The 22,971-nt window shown below is 72.5% G+C and carries 17 protein-coding genes; 13 read left to right on the top strand and 4 right to left on the bottom strand.

Going from position 1 to position 22,971, the window contains the following annotated elements; translation table 11 throughout:
• Positions 1 to 11 precede the first annotated feature (11 nt).
• Complete coding sequence (gene glgA / locus ABUL08_RS14055) at positions 12 to 1,214, bottom strand: glycogen synthase (protein WP_350938199.1); 1,203 nt, start codon at positions 1,212 to 1,214, stop codon at positions 12 to 14.
• A 95-nt stretch (positions 1,215 to 1,309) separates the two neighbouring features.
• Between glgA and glgC the strand changes: the two genes are divergently transcribed.
• From glgC to wecB, 3 genes are all read left to right on the top strand, one after another.
• The gene (glgC, locus tag ABUL08_RS14050; RefSeq protein WP_350938197.1) at positions 1,310 to 2,542 is read left to right on the top strand and encodes a glucose-1-phosphate adenylyltransferase; all 1,233 of its coding nucleotides are present in this window, start codon (positions 1,310 to 1,312) and stop codon (positions 2,540 to 2,542) included.
• A gap of 43 nt (positions 2,543 to 2,585) precedes the next feature.
• A complete protein-coding gene (pgm, locus tag ABUL08_RS14045) occupies positions 2,586 to 4,229 on the top strand; it encodes a phosphoglucomutase (alpha-D-glucose-1,6-bisphosphate-dependent) (protein ID WP_350938195.1) in 1,644 nt (547 codons plus the stop codon).
• A 117-nt stretch (positions 4,230 to 4,346) separates the two neighbouring features.
• The gene (gene wecB / locus ABUL08_RS14040) at positions 4,347 to 5,471 is read left to right on the top strand and encodes a non-hydrolyzing UDP-N-acetylglucosamine 2-epimerase (protein WP_350938193.1); all 1,125 of its coding nucleotides are present in this window, start codon (positions 4,347 to 4,349) and stop codon (positions 5,469 to 5,471) included.
• 6 nt (positions 5,472 to 5,477) lie between these two features.
• Here wecB and ABUL08_RS14035 read toward each other — a convergent pair whose 3' ends face one another.
• Positions 5,478 to 6,404 (bottom strand): NAD(+)/NADH kinase, encoded by a 927-nt coding sequence (locus tag ABUL08_RS14035; RefSeq protein ID WP_350938191.1) that lies wholly within the window; start codon positions 6,402 to 6,404, stop codon positions 5,478 to 5,480.
• Positions 6,405 to 6,647: 243 nt separating this feature from the next.
• Between ABUL08_RS14035 and ABUL08_RS14030 the strand changes: the two genes are divergently transcribed.
• Complete coding sequence (locus ABUL08_RS14030; RefSeq protein ID WP_350938189.1) at positions 6,648 to 7,871, top strand: acyltransferase family protein; 1,224 nt, start codon at positions 6,648 to 6,650, stop codon at positions 7,869 to 7,871.
• 66 nt (positions 7,872 to 7,937) lie between these two features.
• On the opposite strand, the gene ABUL08_RS14025 is transcribed toward ABUL08_RS14030, so the two are convergent.
• Positions 7,938 to 11,042 carry a M14 family metallopeptidase gene (locus ABUL08_RS14025; RefSeq protein WP_350938187.1) on the bottom strand — a complete coding sequence of 1,035 codons (3,105 nt, stop codon included), beginning with the start codon at positions 11,040 to 11,042 and terminating at the stop codon, positions 7,938 to 7,940.
• Positions 11,043 to 11,275: 233 nt separating this feature from the next.
• On the opposite strand from ABUL08_RS14025, the gene ABUL08_RS14020 reads away from it, so the two are divergent.
• From ABUL08_RS14020 to ABUL08_RS13980, 9 genes are all read left to right on the top strand, one after another.
• A complete protein-coding gene (locus ABUL08_RS14020; RefSeq protein WP_350938184.1) occupies positions 11,276 to 13,312 on the top strand; it encodes an acyltransferase family protein in 2,037 nt (678 codons plus the stop codon).
• 106 nt (positions 13,313 to 13,418) lie between these two features.
• Positions 13,419 to 14,843, top strand: coding sequence for an O-antigen polymerase (locus ABUL08_RS14015; RefSeq protein ID WP_350938182.1), 1,425 nt, complete (start codon positions 13,419 to 13,421; stop codon positions 14,841 to 14,843).
• 40 nt (positions 14,844 to 14,883) lie between these two features.
• A complete protein-coding gene (locus ABUL08_RS14010; RefSeq protein WP_350938179.1) occupies positions 14,884 to 16,215 on the top strand; it encodes a lipopolysaccharide biosynthesis protein in 1,332 nt (443 codons plus the stop codon).
• A gap of 35 nt (positions 16,216 to 16,250) precedes the next feature.
• Entirely contained in the window at positions 16,251 to 17,144 is an 894-nt protein-coding gene (locus ABUL08_RS14005; protein ID WP_350938177.1) for a glycosyltransferase family 2 protein, read from the top strand.
• A gap of 121 nt (positions 17,145 to 17,265) precedes the next feature.
• Complete coding sequence (locus tag ABUL08_RS14000) at positions 17,266 to 18,306, top strand: polysaccharide biosynthesis protein (protein WP_350938176.1); 1,041 nt, start codon at positions 17,266 to 17,268, stop codon at positions 18,304 to 18,306.
• Positions 18,300 to 19,427 carry a polysaccharide biosynthesis C-terminal domain-containing protein gene (locus tag ABUL08_RS13995; RefSeq protein ID WP_350938174.1) on the top strand — a complete coding sequence of 376 codons (1,128 nt, stop codon included), beginning with the start codon at positions 18,300 to 18,302 and terminating at the stop codon, positions 19,425 to 19,427. Before ABUL08_RS14000 ends, ABUL08_RS13995 begins: the two co-directional genes overlap by 7 nt.
• A complete protein-coding gene (locus ABUL08_RS13990) occupies positions 19,424 to 20,662 on the top strand; it encodes a glycosyltransferase family 4 protein (RefSeq protein ID WP_350938172.1) in 1,239 nt (412 codons plus the stop codon). The genes ABUL08_RS13995 and ABUL08_RS13990 overlap by 4 nt, the downstream gene beginning before the upstream one ends.
• 40 nt (positions 20,663 to 20,702) lie before the next feature.
• Positions 20,703 to 21,440, top strand: a complete 738-nt coding sequence (locus tag ABUL08_RS13985; RefSeq protein ID WP_350938170.1) for a sugar transferase — start codon at positions 20,703 to 20,705, stop codon at positions 21,438 to 21,440.
• 95 nt (positions 21,441 to 21,535) lie between these two features.
• Positions 21,536 to 22,546, top strand: a complete 1,011-nt coding sequence (locus ABUL08_RS13980) for a DUF389 domain-containing protein (RefSeq protein WP_350938168.1) — start codon at positions 21,536 to 21,538, stop codon at positions 22,544 to 22,546.
• Here ABUL08_RS13980 and ABUL08_RS13975 read toward each other — a convergent pair.
• Positions 22,509 to 22,943 carry a hypothetical protein gene (locus ABUL08_RS13975; protein WP_350938166.1) on the bottom strand — a complete coding sequence of 145 codons (435 nt, stop codon included), beginning with the start codon at positions 22,941 to 22,943 and terminating at the stop codon, positions 22,509 to 22,511. The two genes, ABUL08_RS13980 and ABUL08_RS13975, sit on opposite strands and share 38 nt — an antisense overlap.
• Positions 22,944 to 22,971: the final 28 nt, after the last annotated feature.

The raw sequence follows: 22,971 nt of genomic DNA, 5'->3' as shown, positions 1-22,971 counted from the left end.
ACCGGGCGTGCTCACCGCACCAACGAGCGGTAGAGCTCCATGGTGCGGGTCGCGATGGCGTCCCAGGAGAAGTGCTCGACGGCGCGGCGCCGGCCGGCCAGCCCGAACTCCTCGGTCCGCTTCGGGTCGGCCAGCAGCTCGTTGACCGCCGCCGCCAGGTCCGCCACGAAGCGCTCCGGGTCCAGCGGCCGGCCGCTGCCGTCGGTCGCCTGCGCGATCGGCACCAGCAGGCCGGTCTCGCCGTCGGCGACCACCTCGGGGATGCCGCCGGTCGCCGTCGCCACCACCGCCGTCTCGCAGGCCATCGCCTCCAGGTTGACGATGCCCATCGGCTCGTAGACGGACGGGCAGACGAAGATCGTGGCGTGCGTGAGCACCTGGATCACCTCGGGCTTGGGCAGCATCTCGGCCACCCAGACCACCCCGGACCGGTTGGCCCGCAGCTCGGCGACGAGCCCCTCCACCTCGGCGGCGATGTCCGGCGTGTCCGGGGCGCCGGCCAGCAGCACCAGCTGGGTGTCGGCGGGCAGCTCGCGGGCCGCCCGGAGCAGGTAGGGCAGGCCCTTCTGCCGGGTGATCCGGCCGACGTAGACCACGCTGGGGCGGGCCGGGTCGATGCCGAGCCGGTCGAGCACGTCGGTGCCGGTGTCCGGGGTGTACTGCGCGGTGTCGATGCCGTTGTGCACCACCCGGACCCGGTCCGGGTCGACCGCCGGGTACGCGGCCAGCACGTCCCGCTTCATCCCCGCGCTGACCGCGATGATCGCGTCGGCGGCCTCGTAGGCGGTCCGTTCGCACCAGGAGGAGAGCGCGTAGCCGCCGCCGAGCTGCTCGGCCTTCCACGGCCGCAGCGGCTCCAGGCTGTGCGCGGTCACCACGTGCGGCACCCCGTGCAGCAGCTTCGCGGTGTGCCCGGCGAGGTTCGCGTACCAGGTGTGGCTGTGCACCACGTCGGTGCCGGCGCAGCCGGCCGCCATCTCCAGGTCGACGCCCATGGTGCGCAGCGCGGCGTTCGCGCCGGCCAGTCCGGCCGGCTCGGCGTACGCGGTGACCCCCGGCTCGCTGCGCGGCGCGCCGAAGCAGTGCACCCGGACGTCGGCCAGCCGACGCAGCTCGCGGGCCAGGTACTCGACGTGCACCCCGGCGCCGCCGTACACCTCCGGCGGGTACTCCCGGGTGAGCAGGTCGACGCGCAGCGGGGCGAGATCGCTCATGCCCGGCACCCTAGTGCAGAAACCCACCCCGCACCCGGCGCAGAACTGTGCCCGTACGAGTGGTGAAGTGGCGGCGGGATGGATAGCGTCTGGTCATGGCTGCCAAGGTGCTCGCGATCGTCCTGGCCGGCGGGGAGGGCAAGCGCCTGATGCCCCTGACCACCGACCGGGCGAAACCGGCCGTCCCCTTCGGCGGGATGTACCGCATGGTCGACTTCGTCCTCTCCAACCTGGCGAACGCCGGCTTTCTCAAGATCGTCGTGCTGACCCAGTACAAGTCCCACTCGCTGGACCGGCACATCACCAAGACGTGGCGGATGTCGACCATGCTCGGCAACTACGTCACCCCGGTCCCGGCGCAGCAGCGGCGCGGCCCGTGGTGGTTCGCCGGCTCGGCCGACGCGATCTACCAGAGCTTCAACCTGATCAACGACGAGCAGCCCGACTACGTGATCGTCTTCGGCGCGGACCACATCTACCGGATGGACCCCCGGCAGATGGTGGAGGACCACATCGCCTCCGGCGCGGGGGTGACCGTGGCCGGCATCCGCCAGCCGCTGTCGATGGCCGACCAGTTCGGCGTCATCGAGGTCGGCGACGACGGCAAGCGGATCCGGGCGTTCCGCGAGAAGCCCACCGACGCGGTGGGGCTGCCCGACGCCCCGGACCAGATCTACGCCTCGATGGGCAACTACGTCTTCAGCACCGGCGCGCTCTGCGAGGCGGTCGAGCGCGACGCGGAGGACAAGACCAGCAAGCACGACATGGGCGGCAGCATCATCCCCATGCTGGTCGAGCGGGGCGAGGCCAACGTCTACGACTTCAAGGACAACGAGGTGCCCGGCAGCACCGACCGGGACCGCGGCTACTGGCGCGACGTGGGGACGCTGGACTCGTTCTACGACGCCCACATGGACCTGATCAACGTCCACCCGGTGTTCAACCTCTACAACTTCGACTGGCCGATCTACAGCATGCAGCCGCCCTTCCCGCCGGCGAAGTTCGTCCACCAGTGGGGCGAGCGGGTCGGCCGCGCGGTCGGCTCGATGGTCTCGCCCGGCGCGGTGATCTCCGGCTCGCTGGTGGAGAACTCGGTCGTCTCGCCGAAGGTCAAGGTGCACTCCTGGGCGCACGTGGACGGCGCGGTGCTGATGGAGGGCGTCGAGATCGGCCGGCACGCGGTGGTCCGCCGGGCCATCCTGGACAAGAACGTCTACGTCCCGGAGGGCGCCGAGATCGGCGTCGACCTGGAGAAGGACCGGCAGCGCTACACCGTCTCCGACAACGGCATCGTCGTCATCGGCAAGGGTCAGCGCGTCGAACCCTGACCCGCCCGCACTCCCCGTATCGCAACCCGAGGAGGTTCCCGCAGTGGCCCACCCCCGTGCCGGCCAGCCCGCCGAGCCCGCCGACCTGGTCGACGTGCCCTGGCTGGTGACCGCCTACTACGCCGAGCACCCCGATCCGGAGGATCCGGCGCAGCAGGTCTCCTTCGGCACCTCCGGCCACCGGGGGTCGAGTCTGCGCAAAGCCTTCAACGAGGACCACATCCTCGCCGTCACCCAGGCGCTCTGCGACTACCGCCGCGAGCAGGGGCTCTCCGGGCCGCTCTTCCTGGCCCGGGACACCCACGCGCTCTCCGCGCCGGCGGAGGCGAGCGCGCTGGAGGTGCTCGCCGCCAACGACGTCACCGTGCTGCGCGACAGCCGGGACGGCTACACCCCGACCCCGTCCGCGTCGCACGCGATCCTCACCCACAACCGGGGCCGGACCAGCGGGCTCGCCGACGGCATCGTGATCACTCCGTCGCACAACCCGCCGGAGGACGGCGGCTTCAAGTACAACCCCACCCACGGCGGGCCCGCCGACAGTGACGTCACGAAGTGGATCCAGGACCGCGCGAACGCGATCCTCGCCGCCGGGCTCAAGGAGGTGCGACGGATCCCGTACGCGCGGGCCCGCGCCGCCGACACCACCGGGACGTACGACTTCCTCGCCCACTACGTCGACGACCTGCCGTCGGTGCTCGACATCGACGCGATCCGGGACGCCGGGGTCCGCATCGGCGCCGACCCGCTCGGCGGGGCGAGCGTCGCGTACTGGGGGGAGATCGCCGAGCGGCACCGGCTCGACCTGACCGTGATCAACCCGACGGTTGACCCGACCTGGCGGTTCATGACCCTCGACGGTGACGGCCGGATCCGGATGGACTGCTCCTCGCCGAACGCGATGGCCTCGCTGATCGCGGCCCGCGCCGACTACCAGGTCTCCACCGGCAACGACGCCGACGCCGACCGGCACGGCATCGTCACCCCGGACGGCGGGCTGATGAACCCCAACCACTACCTGGCCGTCGCGATCGGCCACCTGTTCCGGACCCGTTCCGCCTGGGGCCCGGCGGCGGCGATCGGCAAGACCCTCGTCTCCTCCTCGATGATCGACCGGGTCGCCGCCGACCTGGGCCGGCCGCTGCTGGAGGTGCCGGTGGGCTTCAAGTGGTTCGTGCCGGGCCTGCTCGACGGCGCGGTCGGCTTCGGCGGCGAGGAGAGCGCCGGCGCCTCGTTCCTGCGCCGCGACGGCAGCACCTGGACCACCGACAAGGACGGCATCCTGCTCTGCCTGCTCGCCTCCGAGATCATCGCCAGCACCGGGCGGACGCCCAGCGAGCACTGGGCCGAGCTGGCCGAACGCTTCGGCGCGCCCGCGTACGCCCGGATCGACGCCCCGGCCACCCGGCAGGAGAAGGCGGTGCTCGGCAAGCTCTCGCCGGAGCAGGTGACGGCGACCGAACTGGCCGGTGAGCCGATCACCGCCACGCTCACCACCGCGCCCGGCAACGGCGCGGCGATCGGAGGGCTCAAGGTCACCACCGAGTCCGGCTGGTTCGCCGCCCGCCCCTCCGGCACCGAAGACGTCTACAAGATCTACGCCGAGTCGTTCCAGGGACCCGACCACCTCGCCCGGATCCAGGAGGAGGCGAAGGGGCTCGTCTCCGACGTGCTCAGGCAGGCCTGAGCCCACCCGCCGTCCCAGCAACCTCCCCCGGGGCCGCCTCGTTGCTCCCCGGGGGAGCTGCCGTTCCCCGCGCGGGCGCGTGCGCCGGCCGCGCCGGGCACGAGGAGGGGACACACCATGACCCGCGTGATGACGGTGGTCGGCACCCGTCCGGAGATCATCCGGCTGTCCCGGGTGATGGACCGGCTGGACCGTACGGTCGAGCACGTGCTCGTGCACACCGGGCAGAACTGGGACCCGTCGCTCTCCGACGTCTTCTTCACCGAGCTGCGGCTGCGCCAGCCCGATCGGTTCCTCGGCGTGGACACCTCGTCGCTGGGCCGGGTGCTCGGCGGCGTCCTGGTCGGGGTGGAGGAGGCGATCACCGCCTACCGGCCGGACGCGCTGCTGGTGCTCGGCGACACCAACAGCTGCATCGCCGCCCTGATGGCCCGGCGGATGCGGGTGCCCGTCTACCACATGGAGGCGGGCAACCGCTGCTTCGACCTGAACGTGCCGGAGGAGACCAACCGGCGGCTGGTCGACCACGTCGCCGACTTCAACCTGGTCTACACCGAGCACGCCCGGCGCAACCTGCTCGCCGAGGGGCTGCACCCGCGACGGATCCTGCACACCGGCTCCCCGATGCGGGAGGTGCTGGAGCACCACCGCGCCGACATCGCCCGCTCCACCGTGCTGGACCGGCTCGAACTGCGCCCCGGCGGATACTTCGTGGTCAGCGCCCACCGGGAGGAGAACGTCGACCGCCCGGACCGGCTGCACCGCCTGCTCGACTGCCTCCGGGCGGTACGCGACGAGTGGCGGCTGCCGCTGCTGGTCTCCACCCACCCGCGTACCCGCAAGGCCCTGGAGGGGCTGGCCGTCGACGACACCGCGCTGGAGGGGATCGCCTTCCACGAGCCGTTCGGGCTCCTCGACTACGTACACCTGCAGACGCACGCCCGGTGCACCCTGTCGGACAGCGGCACGATCAGCGAGGAGGCGGCGATCCTCGGCTTCCCGGCGGTCACGTTGCGCGAGTCGATCGAGCGTCCCGAGGCGCTCGACGCCGGCGGCATCATCATGACCGGCCTCGACCCGCGTGGTGTGGTCGAGGCGGTCCGGGTGGCCGTCGCGCAGGTCGACGTCGAGGGGGTGCCGTGTCCCGCCGACTACCGGGTGCCCGACACCTCCCGCCGGGTGGTCGACTTCATCCTCTCCACGGTCCGCCGGCACCACGCGTGGGCGGGCATCCGGGTCTGAGCGCCCTCACGCCCGACCGTCGCCGCGGCGGTCGAACTCCTCCCGCATCGGCCCGGGCAGCAGCTCCCGGAGCTGGTCCGGCAGCAGCGGCAGGTCCAGCAGGCTGAGCCGGAGCTGGCTGCGCTCGCGGTGCCGCCGCGGGTCCAGCCGGACCACCAGGCCCGCGTCGCGCCGGTAGCGCACCTCGATCGCGCCGTCGTCGTCGATGTGCTTGATCACCTGCCCGTCGACCTCGACGGCGGCGCGGGCGGAGCCCGGCCGCAGCTCCAACCGGAGCACCTCGTCGGGGGAGAGCACCACCGGCCGGGAGATGCCCGCCATCGGCGCCGACGGGGTGACCACCACCGCCTGGGCCGCCGGGGAGACCAGCGGCCCGCCGGCCGCATAGCTGTACGCGGTCGAGCCGGTGGGGGTGCTGACGATCAGCGAGTCGCAGCGGTAGTACCCGTACCGCTGGCCGTCGATGACGAGGGTGGCCATCACGAAGCCCTCGCCCGGGTGCCGGCCCAGCACGATGTCGTTGAACGCCGTCACGTCGTCGCCGCACACCTCGCAGGTCAGGCAGCTGTGCGGCTCCAGCGTGACGGTGCCGGCGGCCAGCCGGTCCAGGGCGGCCGGCAGGTCGGCCGGCTGCACCTCGACCAGGAAACCGAGCTGACCGAGGTGCACCCCGAGCACCGGGGTCGGGTGGTCCACGGTCAGCCGGAGCGCGCCCAGCATCGTGCCGTCGCCGCCGATGCTGATCAGGGCGTCACACTCGCGGGCGAGCGCCCCGGACGGCATCGCCGCCACCTCCGGCGGCACCCGGTCCCGGTCCTCGGCGCGCACGGCCAGGCCGACGCCGTGTCGGCTGGTCCAGTCGACGACGGTCCCGACCACCTCGGCGACGTCCCGGGTGGGATGCAGCACCAGACCCCACCGCCACCTCCGCATGGCTACAGCTCACCACAGCCCCCGGGGTCCGGCAGCCCGACCGGAACGGATCATCTTCAGCCGCCCGGGTCCCGCCGCTCCGAGGATGCGCGACCTTGCTCCCCTTTCGTCTGACCTGCTAACTTCCGTGGCCAGATCCGACCCGCCGCCGGCAGCTCAGCCGGTGCGCGCGGTGGACACCACCTGTGAGCTCCGGTCGCACGACGGCGGCGGGGCCGAGCACCTCCGCCCCCGGGAGATGATGTGAGAGCGTCGTCCACGGCCGCGTCACCGCGTCTGTACGTCCTCGACGGGCTGCGACTCGTCGCCGCCCTGCTCGTCGTGGCCTTCCACTTCACGATCTTCAGCAAGCCGTGGGGCGCACCGAACGGCACCGCCGTGCCCGAGCTGGCCACGGTCACCCAGTTCGGCTGGCTGGGCGTCTACCTGTTCTTCCTGATCAGCGGTTTCGTGATCTGCATGAGCGCCGAGGGGCGCAGCCTGTCGCAGTTCGCCACCGCCCGGATCACCCGGCTCTACCCGGCGTACTGGTTCGCGGTGATCGCGACGACCGTCGTGGTCACCCTCTGGCCGGTGGTCGCCAAGCCGTTGCCGCCGGGCGACGTGCTGACCAACCTGACCATGTTCCAGGACTTCCTGGGCGTGAAGCGGGTCGAGCCGGTCTACTGGACGCTCTCGGTCGAGCTGCGCTTCTATCTGCTCTTCGGGCTCTTCGTGCTGGTCCGTGGCTACACCCCGCGCCGGGTGCTGCTCTTCGCCTCGGGCTGGCTGGTCGCCAGCATCCTGGTGGGCAACTCGACGCCCCTGCTGAGCACGCTGCTGGTGCCCCGGGACGCCGCCTGCTTCGTGGCCGGCATGGCGCTCTACCTGATCTACCGGCACGGCGCCAACCTCTACCTCTGGGGGCTGGTCGGGGCGGCCTGGCTGGTCAGCCTGGAGAAGATCGGCGCGATGAAGCCGACCGCGCCGCTGCGCAACGCCTTCTCCCCGGTCCAGGTCGGCATCGCCGAGGCGGCGGTGATGACCCTGTTCTTCCTGCTGATGGCCGCGGTGGCCACCCGCCGGCTCGCGGTGTCCTGGCGCTGGTTCACCACCGCGGGGGCGTTGACCTACCCGCTCTACCTGCTGCACGAGTTCATCGGCTGGACGATGATCCACCACATCCGCCGGGTGCTGCCGCCGTGGGCGACCCTGCTCGTGGTGGTGGCGGTGCTGCTGGTGATCTCGTGGCTGGTGTACCGGTTCGTCGAGAAGCCGCTCTCCGGCTGGCTGCGGCGCCGGTTCGCTGAGGCCCGGCTCTCCCCGGTGTTCATGCGGCGGACGCCGCCCGACCAGCCGTCCGCCGGGCGGACCGGGTCCGCCCCGTCGGATCCCGCGTCGCCCGCGGTCGCGCCCGGACCGCGACCGTCGGTGATCGACGGACCGACCCTGATTCCGACCGCCGCGCCGTCGGGGGTCGCCGGCTGACCGGAGCCCGGAACCGGATGCGGGCAGGTGCCCCGGGCCTCCCCGGAGCGCCTGCCCGCGCCGTCGTCAGGACCCGGTACGGCCGGTCAGGTGGGCCAGCGACCGGGCGACCAGGTCGTCCCGGGCCGCCGGGGTCAACCCTTCGAGGCCGAAGCCGAGATAGACCGAGTCGTCGGTGACCACGGCCGAGCCCTCCTCGAACGCCTGCTGGCTGCGCGCCCAGTCGTTCGGTGCGCTCGCGGAACCGGCCGGCGGGCCGGCGACCGTCCAGCCGCCCAGGTCCGCCGTCTCGAACGAGGTCTCCGAGACCACCGCGCCGTCGGCCAGCACCCGGGCGTCGTCGAGGAAGACGCCGAGGCCCTGGGTGCCCCAGTCCGAGGCGTACGAGATGGAGACCTCCACCTTCCTACCGGCGTACGCCGACAGGTCGACGGCGAACTCCTGCCACCCGTTGGAGGCCCCGGTGGCCGCGTTCCAGCTACCGGTGCTGCCCGTCGAGGAGCAGCCCGCGCCCTGGTAGTGGGCCAGGAAGGGGTGCAGCTGCGCCCAGCCGGACTGGCAGCTCTCCCCGGTCGCCGTGCCGGTGTGCCCGTTCGCGTCCGGCAGCGTGGTCCAGGTGTCGCTGCCCACCTCGTGCGCCTCGACGAAGAGGAAGTCCCAGTTCTGCTCCACGTCGTACGAGGCGAAGAAGCGCAGCTGCGCGGCGCCGGCCGAGGTCAGGTCGACGGTCCGGGTGAGCCGCTTGTACGACTCGTCCGCCCGCCCGCTGTACAGGTACCAGTCGCCGGTGCGCGGGTCGAACGGCGCCGCCCCCGGCCGGGCCCAGTCCACGGCGGCCGAGCTGGCGAACTGGGGGAACTGGGCCGGCGGCAGGAAGCTCGACGTGGTGAGGAAGGACGCCGTGTGTTCCTGGTTGCCCGCAGACCCCGCCGCGTTGAGCCGGCCGTCGAACCCGGCGAAGACGCCGTCCGACCCCCGCACCGGGTACGGGTTGCCGTCCGGGTCGCTGCCGCCGTCGCTGACGTAGTTGTACGCCCCCAGGTAGTACTGCTGGAAGTCGTTCAGCAGCGGCAGGCACGCCACGTCGGCCGGGTCGGTGCACTCCGGCGGGGCGTCCGGCCGGTAGACGTAGCCGCCGTTGGCGCCCTGGGCGAAGAGCGCGTACTTGCCGCTGACCAGCACCTTGCCGCCCTCGTTGAGGTAGTCACGCACGGCCAGTTCGGTGTCGAGCGCGGCCTCGGCGGCGGTGCCGCCCACCTGACCGGGGGAGCGGAGGATGACGTCGTCGCCGGTCTCCCAGACCACCGCCCGGTAGTGCGACAGCACGCCCAACGGGTGCGGTGCCTTCCGGCCCATCGCGTCGAAGTCGTAGACGTCGGCGTGGTGGCCGGCGGCCTCCACCGACGCGGCGATCCGGTCGGCGTACTTCGCGGTGGTGGCGTCCTGCGCCGGGCTCAGCCCGGTCACGTCCTCCACCGCGAGGACCAGCACGTCACCGCCGATGTCGGAGTGCACCCGGTAGGTGAAGTGCTCGCTGGCCACCGGCCCCCTGCGGGGCTTGACCCCGGTGAACCACACCTCGACCCGGTCGCCGGGTCTGGTGCCGGTGACCGTGCCGCGCAGCTCGGCGTAGTAGTCGTCGCCCGTGTCGCCGTACCGTTCGCCGCCGCGCCACTCGCGGACCTTGACGGTCCTCGGCCGGCCGCCGTTGACCACGTAGTGCATCCGGACGTCCTTCAGCGCCCGCCGGGCGATCGTGGCGACCTGCTGGGTCCGCCCGTACGACGTGTCGAAGGCGTCCACCTGGAAGTCCGGCGTGCTCCGGCCGACCACCGACACCGGGTCGTCCGGGTCGGCCGCCGACTTCGCCACGGCGAGCGCGAACGGCAGGTTCTTCGCCACCTCCGCCGAGATGAGCTTCTCGTCGTCGGGGAAGATGAAGCCGCTGACGCAGTCCTCGGGCCGCCACTGGTCGTCCGGATCGGAGGCGGCGGCGGTCTGGCAGGTGGACATCTCCGGGGTGAAGCCGAGGGTGCGGTACCGGACCTGGGCGTGCGCGTCGGTGTCGCCGTTGGTGGTGTACAGCTCGGCGGAGATGTCCGGGTCGTAGCCGGGGACCGCCGGGTGGGCGTCGTCGCCGGCCATCGCCTGATAGATCACGTCGTCCGGCGTCGGCGTGCTGACCTGCCAGCCGACGCCGTAGAGCAGCAGCTGGGCCGCCGAGTGGTAGTTGACGAAGAACTCGAAGCCGACCCGCTTGAAGAGCCCGTCGAGGGCCTTCGTCTCCGGCTCCGAGTTGGGGCCGGTGCCCCGGTAGGTGTCACTGTTCGGCTCCGGTGAGGAGCCCTCGTTGTCGTAGCCCCACTTGTAGGCGAAGTTGCGGTTCAGGTCGACGCCGTCGGCGCCGGTGATCTGGCCGTCGTGGTCGTTGTCCCGCAGGTTCTTGCGCCACAGCCGGTTGCCCGGGGTGAAGGTGTGGTCGTAGCCGTCCGGGTTGGCCACCGGCAGGAACCACAGCTCGGTGGTGTTCACCAGCCGGGTGATCTCCGCGTCGGTGCCGTAGTTGTCCAGCACGTGGTGCAGCAGCCGGCGGGTCATCTCCGGGGTGATCCACTCCCGGGCGTGCTGGGTGCCGGCGTACAGCACCGCGGGGCGTTTCCCGTCCGGCAGTGACCTCGCGTTCCGCGTCACCTTGACGGCGAGGATCGGCTGGCCCTGCACCGTCCGGCCGATCGTCTCCACCTTGGTCAGCGCCGGGAACCGGGCGGCGGTGGCGGTCAGCTCGTCCCGGATGCCGCCGGGTTCGCCGTACGGGCGGAACGCCTTCCAGCCGGCGGCGGCCTGCTCCCGCAACGCTTGCGAGGCGTCCTTGCCGTGCACCTTCTTCACGTCGAGCCGGACGCCCTGCCCGGCGAGGCGACGCGCCTCCCGCCGACTGAGCACCGTCTCCACGGTGGTGCCGGTCGAGTCGGTGCGTACCTCGTCGTGGCCGAGGTCCACGCCGGCCGCCCGGAGTTTCGCCAGCTGCTCGGCGTTCACCGTGCCGACGTACACCTCCAGGTCGTCGCGACCGTCCGGGTGGGACGGTGGTCGCGCGCTCGCCGGTGCGGTCAGCGCCAGTGCGCCGACCAGAGTGACCACGCCGGCGACCGCCAGCCGTGTGCGCCTCATCGCGCCCCTTCGGTGGAAGGACCAGTACCGGCGAGCCTTCCGCCGAGCACGACCGATGTCAATGTCTCAGCCGGTGGTCCACTCGTGCCTCCGCGTAACCGGGTGCCGGTCGTCGCCGTTGGGAAGATCGCGGCACGAGAGGTGCTGAACGGGACGAGAAACGTGAAACCCCGACAAAGCTCCTGCGCCGCTCCTAGCATCACTCCCGGAGCCGCGCCCGTCAGGAGGTCGTAGTGCAGGTCAGGCAGCCCCGGTCGACGTCCTTCCGGTCCGACATCGAAGGCATGCGCGGCCTCGCGGTCACCATGGTGGTGCTCTACCACGCGGGCGTGCCCGGCCTCGACGGCGGCTTCGTCGGTGTCGACGTCTTCTTCGTGATCTCCGGGTTCCTCATCACCCGGCTGCTCACCCGGGAACTGGCCGACACCGGACGGATCTCGCTCGCGACCTTCTACGCCCGCCGGATCCGACGCCTGCTGCCCGCCGCGGCGCTGGTCGCGGTGGCGACCTTCGCGCTCGCCCGGCTGGTGATGCCCCCGCTGTCCCTGTTGGACCTGCGCCGCGACGCCCTCGCCACCCTCGCCTACGTGTCGAACTACTGGTTCGCCGTCCGCAACACCGACTACCTCCAGGACCACCTGGGGGCGTCGCCCTACCAGCAGTACTGGTCGCTGGCGGTGGAGGAGCAGTTCTATCTGCTCTGGCCGGCCCTGCTCATCGTCGCCACCCTGCTGCTGCGGCGGTTCATGAGCGTCCGGAGCGCCGTGCTGGTCGCCGTCGGCACGGTGCTGGTCGCCTCGTTCGCGCTCTGCGTCGTCGTCACCGCGAACGCGCAGCCGTGGGCGTTCTTCGGCCTGCCGACCCGGGCCTGGGAACTCGCGGCGGGTGGACTGGTCGCCCTCACCCTCGGTGGCGCCCGGACGGTGTCCCGCCCGGTCGCCCAGGGGCTGGGCGTGCTCGGCCTGCTCGTCGTCCTGGTCGCGCCGTCGCTGCTCGCCGGGCATCTCGACTTCCCCGGCTGGGCCGCCGCCGTGCCGGTGGCCGGTGCCGTGGCGCTGCTCGCCTCCGGCAGCCTCGGCCGCGGGCCCCTGCAGGCGGTGCTGGGTTGGCGCGGGCTCACCGCCCTGGGTGGACTGTCGTACTCGATCTATCTGTGGCACTGGCCGCTGCTGCTGCTCACCGGGGCCGGACGCGGCGGCGCGCTGTCCTGGCCCGCCCGGGTGGGTGTGCTCGCGGGGACCGTGCTCGCGGCCTGGCTCACCTACCGGTTCGTCGAGCAGCCGCTGCGCCACCAGGCGTGGCTGTCCCTGAGACCCCGGCGTACGGTCGGGTTCGCCGCGCTGTCGACCGTGGGTGCGGCCGGGCTCGCGCTGGTCCTGGCCGTGCCGCCGGCGCTGCACCTGGACCGGCCGGCGCAGGCCGCCGCCGCGGCCCGGGCGGACACCGGTGCCCCGCCGGACCGGTGGACCACGTACGTGCCGGCCAACCTGACCCCGTCGCTCCGCGCCGCCGGCGACGACTTCCCGGTGGTCTTCCGGGACGGCTGTCACAGCGACTTCCGGGACGTGGAGGTGCACTCCTGCGTCTACGGTCGGGCCGACTCGCCGCACACGATCGTCCTCTTCGGCGACTCGCACGCGGCCCAGTGGTTCCCCCCGCTGCGGGCCATCGCGGAGGCGCGCGGGCTGCGGCTGGTGTCGCTGACCAAGTCCGGCTGCCCCACCGCCGAGGTCGACAAGTACACCTCGTTCTTCGCGCGGGACTACTGGGAGTGCACCGAGTGGCGCCACCGCGCGCTCGACCGCATCGTCGCCGAGCGGCCGGAGCTGGTGCTGGTGGCCAACGGGACGAACGCCACCGGACGCGACCGGGTGCCGGACGACCAGTGGTTCGCCGGCATGAACACCATGTTCGACCGGCTCCGCTCGGTGCCCGACGTCACCGTCCTGGCCGACACCCCGTACGCCGACGGCGACGTGCCGGTGTGCCTCTCCGACCGGCTGACCGACGCACTGACCTGCGCGGTGCGGCGGTCCTCGGGGATCAACCTGCCGTTCACCCGGGCGGAGGCCGCGCTGGTCCGGCAGCGCGGCGGTCACTACCTCGATCTGAACGACCACATCTGCGGTCCCCAGGTCTGCCCCGCCATCATCGGCAACATCCTGGTCTACATCGACCGGCACCACCTGAGCCCGCAGATCACCACCTGGCTCCGCGCCCCGCTGGAGCAGGGCGTCGTCGCCGCACTCGGCCCGGCCGACCGCCGATGAGCTGCCGCTACGCGCCGGCCCGCCGTGACGACCGCCCCGGCACGTCGTTGAACAGGGCGCCGGCCCCCGGGGAACCGCGCACGCCACACGAACGGACAGCGCCCAGATGATGTGGATAGTCCTCCTGCCACTGCTGCTGGCCGTGGTGCACTACCTCCTCGCGGTGCGGCACTACGGGCTGCTCACCCCCGACGGGCTCTTCGTCTGCACGCAACTGCTGATGGTGATCGGCACGGCGCAACTGGTCGAGCCGAACTCCCCGGTGGACGTCACCTACCTGCGGATCGTGGTCGCCGCGACGATGATCTACATGGTGGCCAGCTGCGTCACCTACCTCAGCCTGCGTGCCCGGCCCGACGAGCCGTCCTCGGACCGGGCCCGGCGCCGGTCCTACCAGGTGCGGGCGGTGCCACCCAACCGGCGGGTCCTGCTCGCCACCGGGCTGTCGCTGGCCGCGATCCTGGTCTACTTCAGCGCGGTGGGCTACAGCGCGTTCATCGAGGGCCTGCGGGGCCAGTTGAGCGGCAACCCGGCGGACGTGGCGACGCTGCGCCTCGACTCGTACGCCGGGGACACCTACCTCTTCCCCGGCTACGCCAACCAGTTCAAGAACGTCATCTATCCGGCCCTGGTCGCCGTCATCCTGACCTGGGCCTTCACCCGGCCCGGGTTCCTCGCCCGGGTGGGCGGGGGAGTGCTCGCGGCGTTCGCCGTGTTCGGCCTGCTGGGCAACGGTCAGCGGGGTGCCTTCTTCCTCTTCCTGGTCACCCTCGCCGTCTACGTGCTGCTGGTGAACCGGCGGCGGATGTCCCGCTGGGCGGTGCTGCTGCCGGCCATGGGCGTGCCGTTCGCGCTGCTCGCCACCTATGCGCTCGGCCGCAGTTCCGGGCTCGGCGAGAGCCCGGTGAAGGCGACCTCCGAGGAGCTGTACAAGCGGTTCCTCAACGACAACCAGCTCTCCGGCATCGCCGCCTACCGCTACACCGAGTCGCTGCCGGTGCAGTACGGCGCGGAGTGGATGCACGCCCTGCTGGGCATCCTCCCGGGCGACCGGGGCAGCACCCTGGCGAACGAGGTCTTCGCGACCATGTACGGCTCGATGCTGGGCACCGCGCCGCCGTCGCTGTGGGGCTCGGTGCACTACAACTTCGGCACCGTCGGCGTCCTCTTCTTCGCCGCCGCGCTCGGCGCCGGGCTGCAACTGCTGACGTTCCAGACGCTGCGGCGACCCGTGTACAACACCCTGGAACTGATCGGGTACGCGGGCGTCACCGCGACCCTCGGCACCTGGGCGGTGGCGGGACCGGACGCCCTGCTGAACCTCGGCATCGTCGCCTACCTGGCGATCTGGTGGTGGGGTGCCCGGTGGAACCGGAGCCGTCAGCCGGTCGTCGAGCTGCGTCCGGCCCCCGCGCGGCGGCGCGACCCGTCCGCGCCGGTGGACCTCTGGCCGCCCGGGCCGAGGCCCGCCGTGCCGGGGCCGAGCCGGCGGCCGGGGTCGCCGCTGGGCGCGCCGGTGGGCGGGACGTGACCGCGCGCCGACCGGGCACGACGCGGACGGAGGGGGCGAGGTGCTGCCGCAGGCCCTGCGTGCCCGACTGACGGTGAGCCGGCGGGGTCTGCTGAGCATCATCCTCGGCACCTTCTGCGGCCAGTTGCTGACGCTGGCCGTCGCCCCGCTGCTCTCCCGGCTCTACGACCCGGCCGACTTCGGCCTGTTCACCATCGCCTCGACCCTGGCGGCCACCGTCAGCACCGTGGCGGCGCTGCGCTACGAGTTGGCGGTGCCGTTGCCGCGTGCCGAGTCCGACGCGTACTCCCTGGTCTTTCTCGGGCTGTTCGCCGCCGCCGGCACGGCGATGCTGGGCACGCTGGCGGTGGCCCTGTTCGGCGGCTGGATCGCCGCGGTCTTCGACGAGCCGGGCCTGCGGCCCTGGCTCTGGGCGGTGCCGTGGATCTCCGCGCTGATGGCCGCCGTGGTGGTGCTCAACCAGTTCGCCGCGCGGAACCGGCGCTACTCCTCGATCGGCCGCCGCAACCTGTTCCAGGCCTCGGCGATGGTGGCGGTGCAGCTCGCCGCCGGGGTGGCGGGATTGAAGTCCGGCGGCATGATCCTGGGATACGGGGCCGGTCAGGCGGCGGCGGCGGCGAGCCTGATGCGGAACGGGGAGCTGGGCGGCGTCACCGCCCGGGCCGGGCTGGCCCGGGAGCGGCTGCGCGACTGCGCGGTGACCTACCGACGGTTCCCGCTGCTGCTGGCGCCGTCCGGGCTGCTGAACATCCTCGGTGGGCAGCTGCCGGTGCTGCTCATCGCCTACTGGTACGGCGCCGAGGTCGCCGGCTGGCTGGGGCTGACCCTGCGGGTGCTCGCCATGCCCGCGGCACTGATCGGGGCCGCGGTCGCGCAGGTCTATCTCGCCGAGTTCTCGCGCTCCGCGCGCAGCGACCCGGACCGCGCGCGGGAGATCTTCCGCCGGGGCAGCCGCAGTCTGGCCCTGGCCGCCACGCTCGGTGGCGTCGCCGTGCTGGCGACCGGGCCGCAGGTGTTCGCGCTGGTGTTCGGGGAGCGGTGGGCCACCAGCGGCAGCTACGCCCAGGCGCTGGCGCTGAGCATGGCGACCCAGTTCGTCGCGGCGCCGCTGTCCCAGACGCTGATCGTGCTCGACCGGCAGGGGATGCAGTTCGCCTGGGACGCCGGCCGGGTCACCGTGGTCTCCGGTGCGGTGGCCCTGGTCGCCGTGGCCGGCTGGTCCGACCGGGCGGCGGTGTGGGCGTTCGGCCTCACGTCCGCCCTCTGCTACCTGCTCTGCTGGCTCGCCGCCCGGTACGCGGTCGACGTCCGGGCCCGGACCGCGTCGCCGCGCCCGCCGGTGTCGGTCGGCGTGCCCTCGGCTGCCGGCTGAGTCTCCGGCCCCACCCCGACACCCTGGAGGACCACATGAAGATCTCGATCCTGTCGCCGGTCTACAACGAGGAGCGGCACGTCGAGGAGATGATCGACAGCGTGCGCGCCCAGTCCCACCGGGACTGGGAGCTGGTCTTCGTCGACGACGGTTCGACGGACCGGACCCTGGAGCTGATCTCCGCCGCGGCCGCCGCCGACGCCCGGATCAGGGTGGCGGGGCAGGGCGTACGGATGGGCAACGTCCGGGCCTTCAACACCGCGTACGCCGCCTCGACGGGGGACGTCGTCGTGCTGCTCGCCGGCGACGACGTCATCCCGGTGGATTCGCTGCGGCACCGTGCGGCGGCCTTCGCCGGGGTGCCCCTCACCGACCTCGTGGTCGCCTTCTTCAAGCTGCGCACGTTCTCGTCGAACCCGCAGTGGGACGGCATGGTGCTGCCCCGCGGCGACGCCGCCAGCAAGTCCGGCGGCAGCATCACCATGACCCGGCCGCTGGCGGATCTGGTCTTTCCGATCGACGAGAGCCTGTCGGCCGAGGACCTCTGGCTGGGGCACGCCGCCGAGGCGCTGGCCAGCCGGGTCATCGAGTTGCCGCACGTGGTGCTGCACTACCGGATGCACGAGGGGAACTCGCACCAGCGCGCCGAGGGGTTCGAGAAGATGAACGAGTCGACGCGCCGACGCCACGAGGCGTACCGGGCGTTGCTGGGCAGTTCCCGGCTGAACCTGCCGGAGACCAGCCGTCGCCTCCTGGAGGAACTCTGGCGGGCGGAGGAGGCCCGGTACGCGGGCCGGACCACCCGGGTGCTCTTCGGCCCCGACCTGCCGCTGATCGACCGGCTCGCCCTGGCCTCGATGTCGGATCCGCTCTTCTACCGGATCAGGTCGCGCTACTTCAAGTTGCTCTCGGGCCGGCGCGGCCGGTAGACCGTTTCGGTACTCCGCCATTGGGCGTTTCTGCACCGTTTCTTGCTCGTTGTCCTTTATATCCGTGGGCGATGCTGGCCGACGCCGGATGCCGCCTGGTGCGCTACGACAAGGAGTGTCCGTGACCGTTCTCCCCGCCGGCTGCCGGGTGCTGATCACCGGCGGCACCGGTTCCTTCGGCCAGACCATGGTGCGTCGCCTGCTCGACCGGGAGGTCGGTGAGGTGCGCGTCTTCAGCCGGGACGAAGCCAAACAGGACGCGATGCGGCAGTCCACCGGGGACGAACGGGTCCGCTACCACGTCGGCGACGTCCGTGACCTCGACTCGCTGATGCGGGCCACCCGGGACATCGACTTCGTGTTCCACGCCGCCGCGCTCAAGCAGGTGCCCTCCTGCGAGTTCTTCCCCATGGAGGCGGTCCGGACGAACGTGCTGGGCAGCGCCAACGTGGTCGAGGCGGCCGAGCGGAACGGGGTCCGGACGGTGGTGCTGCTCAGCACCGACAAGGCCGTCTACCCGGTCAACGCGATGGGCATGAGCAAGGCCCTGATGGAGAAGGTGGCGCAGGCGCACGCCCGCAACCACCCGTACAGCGCCACCACCGTGAGCTGCGTGCGCTACGGCAACGTCATGTACTCGCGCGGCTCGGTCATCCCGCTCTTCATCGAGCAGATCAAGGCGGGACGGGCCCCCACGGTCACCGACCCGCACATGACCCGGTTCCTGATGTCCCTGGACGACTCGGTCGACCTCGTCGAGCACGCGTTCCAGCACGCCCGGGCCGGCGACATCTTCATCCGCAAGGCCGCCGCCTGCACCATCGGCGACCTCGCCGAGGCGGTCTGCCGGCTCTTCGACGTGCCGGTGAAGCTCGACCTGATCGGGCTGCGGCACGGCGAGAAGCCGGACGAGACGCTGGCCACCCGGGAGGAACTCCTCCAGGCCGACGACTTCGGCGACTTCTTCCGGGTGCCGCTCGACGCCCGCGACCTCAACTACGCGCTCTACGTCTCCGAGGGCGAGCTGGCCGGGCTGACCGTCCAGGACTTCAACTCCGCCAACGCGCCCCGGCTGGCCGTACCCGAGATCATCGAGCTGCTGCGCTCGCTGCGGGAGGTCCGGGCGGAGCTGTCGCTGCGCGAGACGGCGGTGGCGTGTTGAGACTCGCCCTCACCGGCGCGAACGGCTTCCTCGGCTGGCACGTCCGGGTGCTGGCCCGGGCGCTGCGGTGGCCCGACCCGGTCGTCATCAGCCGGGCCGACCTCGCCGATCCCGACACCGCCGCCGCCCGGATGGCGGGGGTCGACCGGGTCCTGCACATCGCGGGCGTGAACCGGGGCGAGCCGGCCGACGTCGCCGCCGGCAACGTGGAACTGGCCGCGGCGCTCGCGCGGGCGCTGCGCCGCTGCGCCACGCCGCCGGCCGCGGTGGTCTTCGCCAACTCGGTGCAGGCCGGCAACGGCACGCCCTACGGTGACTCGAAGGCGGTGGCCGCGGCGACGCTGGCCGACGCCCGCCCGGACCTGGACGACGTGCGCCTGCCCAACCTGTACGGCGAACACGGCCGACCGTTCTACAACGGCGTCACGGCGACCTACTGCCGGCTGCTCGCCGACGGCCGGGAGCCCGAACTGCACGTGGACCGGGAGCTGACCCTGGTGCACGTCACCGACGCCGCCGCGCGCCTGATGGACGCGCCGGCCGGCGGGCCCTGGGACGGCACCATGCCCGGGTTGCGGATCAGCGTGAGCGACCTGGCCCACCAGCTCGCCGGGTACGCCGCCACGTACCGGCGGGGGGAGATCCCGGCGCTGGTCGACCGGCACGCGGTCCGGCTCTTCAACACCTACCGGTCGCACTGCTTCCCGGAGCACTACCCGCTCCCGCTGCCCCGGCACGCCGACGCGCGCGGCGAGCTGGTGGAGGCGGTGAAGTCGCACGGCGGCCAGGGGCAGACGTTCTGCTCGACCACCCACCCGGGCGTCACCCGGGGCGAGCACTTCCACCTGGCCAAGGTGGAGCGCTTCGCGGTGCTGCGCGGCACGGCGGAGATCAGCCTGCGCCGGGTCGACCACGACGAGGTGATCCGGTTCGCGGTGGACGGGTCGACCCCGGTCGTCGTCGACATGCCGACCATGTGGACGCACAACATCGTGAACACCGGCTCGGACGAACTGTTCACCCTCTTCTGGACCAACGAGGTCTTCGACCCCGACCGTCCGGACACCTATCCGGAGCCGGTCGGCGCCGGTACCCGGATTCCGGCGGGAGTCGTCGCGTGAAGATCGGCATCGTCAGTCAGTGGTACGCCCCGGAACCGGTGTTCATCGCCGGGAACCTCGCGGACGAACTCGCCGCGCGCGGCCACGAGGTGCGGGTGCTCACCGCCTTCCCGAACTATCCCACCGGCCGCACCTACCCCGGCTACCGGCAACGCTGGCGTCACGTGGAGCGGGACGGAGGACCCGTCGTCCGGCGGGTGCCGATCTATCCGAGCCACGACACCTCGGCGGTCCGGCGGGTGGCGAACCTCGTCTCCTTCGCCGGCACCAGCCTGGCCGCCGCGCCGCGCTTCCTGGCCGGCGTGGACGCGGTCTACGTGTTCAGCCCGCCCCCCACCGCCTTCGCCGCGCCGGCCCTGCTGCGACTGCTGCGAGGCGTGCCGTCCCTGCTGCACGTGCAGGACATGTGGCCCGAGTCGGTGACCGGCTCGGCCATGGCACCCGGCGGCTGGGCGGGTCGGGTCCTGGACCGGAGCCTCAGCGCGGTGATGCGCGGGATCTACCGGACCGCCGCCCAGATCGCGGTGATCTCCCCGTCGATGGCCGACCTGGTGATCGACCGGGGCGCGGACCCGAACAAGGTCCGGGTGGTGCTGAACTGGACCGACGAGAAGCTCTTCGCCCCGGGCGCCGCGACCGAGGAGGGCCGGGCGGCGATCGGCCACCGGGGCGTACCGACGGTCATGTTCGCGGGCAACCTGGGGCCGTTGCAGCGGGTCTCGACCGCGGTCCGGGCCGCGGCGGCGGTCGGGCCGGTGATGGACCTGGTCTTCGTGGGCTCCGGCAACGAGGCGGAGGAGGCCCGGCGGCTCGCCACCGAGCTGGGCGCCGGCAACGTCCGCTTCCTCGGCCGCCGCACCCCGGAGGAGATGAAGGCGCTCTACGCCGCGGCCGACTTTCAGCTGGTCACCCTGCGGGACATGCCGGGACTCCGGGGGACGATCCCGTCGAAGCTGCAGGCCGCCCTGGCCAGCGGCGCCCCCGTCATCGTCTCGGCGAACGGGGACTGCGCCGATCTGGTCGCCGCGAGCGGGGCCGGTTTCGCCTCCGCCGCCGAGGACGTGGTGGGGCTCGCCGCGCAGTTCCGTCGCGCCGCCGCGCTCACCGACCGTGACCGGGCGGCGATGTCCCGCCGGGCGCTCGCGGTCTATCGGGACCGGATGTCGCTGCGGGTCGGCGCCGACCACATCGAGGACATGCTCCTCAAGCTGGACCGCGCCAACCGGCCGCGCTGAGTCCCCTCGTACCCCTGCTCGAACCTCGTGGAGGAGATCCGTGACACGCAACGCCCCGGGCGCCTTTCCGTTCGACCTCCTGACGCCCCCACGCCCGCGGGGTGACAGCCGTCCGTACGACCACGTCAAGCGGGCGCTGGACGTCGTCGGATCGGCCCTGCTGCTGGTGCTCACCGCGCCGCTGATGCTGATCGTCGCCCTCGTGGTGCTGACCACGCTGGGCCGTCCGGTGCTGTTCCGGCACCCCCGGCCCGGCCGGCACGGCGAGCTGTTCCAGATGGTCAAGTTCCGCACCATGCACCACGTCGACCCGACACGCGGCCGGGTGGCCGACGCCGACCGGTTGACCGGGATCGGTCGGTGGTTGCGCACCTGCAGCCTCGACGAGCTGCCCGAACTCTGGAACGTGCTGCGCGGTGACATGAGCCTGATCGGTCCCCGTCCGCTCCTGGTGCGCTACCTCGACCGGTACACCCCGGAACAGGCCCGCCGGCACGAGGTCCGCCCGGGCATCACCGGGCTCGCCCAGGTGCGCGGTCGCAACAGCCTGACCTGGGAGAAGAAGTTCGAGTACGACGTCGAGTACGTCGACACCCGGTCGTTCCGCCTCGACCTGCGGATCCTCGCGGCCACCGTACGGGTGGTGCTCTCCCGGCAGGACGTCTCGGCACCCGGTGTGGTGACCGGATGCGAGTTCCTCGGCACCGCCGCCGGGCGGGACGGCATCCGGGCGGCCGCCGACGCCGGTCCGGACGGCATCCCGATGCTCCCGGTGTGACGGCCGCCCCGCGGACCCGGTGACCCGGCAGCGCCGCAGGTAGAGTCGGGCGGCCGCACCAGCCCGGTGCGGGTCCCCGCCCCGAGGAGCGACCCATGCTGCATCTCCGGGTGATCGCACCCCAGGACCAGTCGGCCGCGGTAGCCGACCTGCTGGCCGCCGACCCCGGCGTCACGCACCTGGTGGTGCTGCCCGGTGTCGCCCGGCAACCGGCCGGCGACTACATCACCTGCGACGTGGTGCGGGAGAGCGCCGACGGGGTGCTGCGGCAGCTCCAGGAGCTGGGTGTCGAGGCGCACGGGGCGATCGCCGCCGACGACGTGGAGCTGACCCTCTCCGCCGCCGCCGACAAGGCCGCCCACGACGCCCCCGGGCACGGCGAGGACGCCGTGGTCTGGGACGAGATCGCCGCCAAGACCGGGGAGCAGACCATCCTCACCGGCACCTTCCTGGTGCTGATCATCGTCGCCACCATGATCGCCGGCATCGGGGTGCTGCTGGACCAGCCCATCCTGATCGTCGGGGCGATGGTGGTCGGTCCCGAGTTCGGTCCGCTCGCCGCGCTCTGCGTGGCGCTGCTGCGGCGCAGACCGGCCACCATCCTCCAGTCGGTGCAGGCCCTCGGGGTGGGCTTCCTCGTCGCGATGGGCGTGACCGTCCTGAGCACCTGGTTGCTGACGGCGGCCGGGCTGGTCAGCCGGGACATGCTGTTGGGCGCGCGGCCGCTGACCGACTTCATCTGGCGACCCGACGCCCTCTCCTGGGTGGTCGGCCTGCTCGCCGGTGTCGCCGGGATGCTCTCGCTGACCTCGAAGAAGTCCGGTTCCCTGGTCGGCGTGCTGATCTCGGTGACCACCGTGCCGGCGGCGGCGAACGTGGCGGTCGCCGTCGCGTACGGGGTGTGGCACGAGGCGGCCGGCTCGCTGCTCCAACTCGTGATCAACCTGGCTGCCATCGTGCTGGCCGGGCTGCTCACCCTCGTGGTGCAGCGCTACTGGTGGCGTGGCCTGGAACGGCGGGCGGCCCGGGGCGTGCCCCGGCAGCGGCCGGACCGGACCCCGACCCGGGTCACCGCCAGTCGTCGCCCGCCTCGAGGCGACGGCTGAGCAGCACCTCCAGCGGCACCGACTCGCCGTCCCGTCCGCCCCGGCCGACGACCAGCGGCGGCGGGGCGGGTTCCGGCTGCGCGCCGGCCAGCCGCGCCCGGAGGCTGGCCGGCACGATCAGCAGGTAGAAGCGGCCCGAGGTGTCGACGGCGCGGGTGTGCGCGCGGTCCACGTACCAGCCCGTCAGGCCGGTCCGGTAGCGGGCGCGGCCGTCGTAGGCCGCCGCGGTGAGCCGGGTGGTGCGCAGCCCGCGCCGGACCGCCTCGGCCGCGAAGCGGGCCACCAGCTCGGCCGCCGCCGCGTGCTCGGCGGTGCGCTCCCGCTCGGCCGCCTCCGCGTGCAGGCGCGCGGCCCGGCGCTGCCGCTCCCGCCATTCCCGTCCCTCGTCCACCCGCACCAAGCTACCCCCACCCCACCCTCCTCGT

Origin of the sequence: Micromonospora sp. CCTCC AA 2012012 (assembly GCF_040499845.1) — a bacterium.
Lineage (GTDB): Bacteria > Actinomycetota > Actinomycetes > Mycobacteriales > Micromonosporaceae > Micromonospora > Micromonospora mangrovi.
The sequence above is the reverse complement of the archived record's forward strand: the minus strand, read 5'-3'. Positions and strand labels throughout refer to the sequence as shown.

What these genes read in the sequence shown, in the direction of transcription:
- ABUL08_RS14015 (WP_350938182.1), top strand. Translation starts at nt 13,419, where the DNA reads ATGATGTGGATAGTCCTCCTGCCACTGCTGCTGGCCGTGGTGCACTAC.
- glgC (WP_350938197.1), top strand. Translation starts at nt 1,310, where the DNA reads ATGGCTGCCAAGGTGCTCGCGATCGTCCTGGCCGGCGGGGAGGGCAAG.
- wecB (WP_350938193.1), top strand. Translation starts at nt 4,347, where the DNA reads ATGACCCGCGTGATGACGGTGGTCGGCACCCGTCCGGAGATCATCCGG.
- ABUL08_RS14035 (WP_350938191.1), bottom strand. Translation starts at nt 6,404, where the DNA reads ATGCGGAGGTGGCGGTGGGGTCTGGTGCTGCATCCCACCCGGGACGTC.
- glgA (WP_350938199.1), bottom strand. Translation starts at nt 1,214, where the DNA reads ATGAGCGATCTCGCCCCGCTGCGCGTCGACCTGCTCACCCGGGAGTAC.
- ABUL08_RS14025 (WP_350938187.1), bottom strand. Translation starts at nt 11,042, where the DNA reads ATGAGGCGCACACGGCTGGCGGTCGCCGGCGTGGTCACTCTGGTCGGC.
- ABUL08_RS13980 (WP_350938168.1), top strand. Translation starts at nt 21,536, where the DNA reads ATGCTGCATCTCCGGGTGATCGCACCCCAGGACCAGTCGGCCGCGGTA.
- ABUL08_RS14005 (WP_350938177.1), top strand. Translation starts at nt 16,251, where the DNA reads ATGAAGATCTCGATCCTGTCGCCGGTCTACAACGAGGAGCGGCACGTC.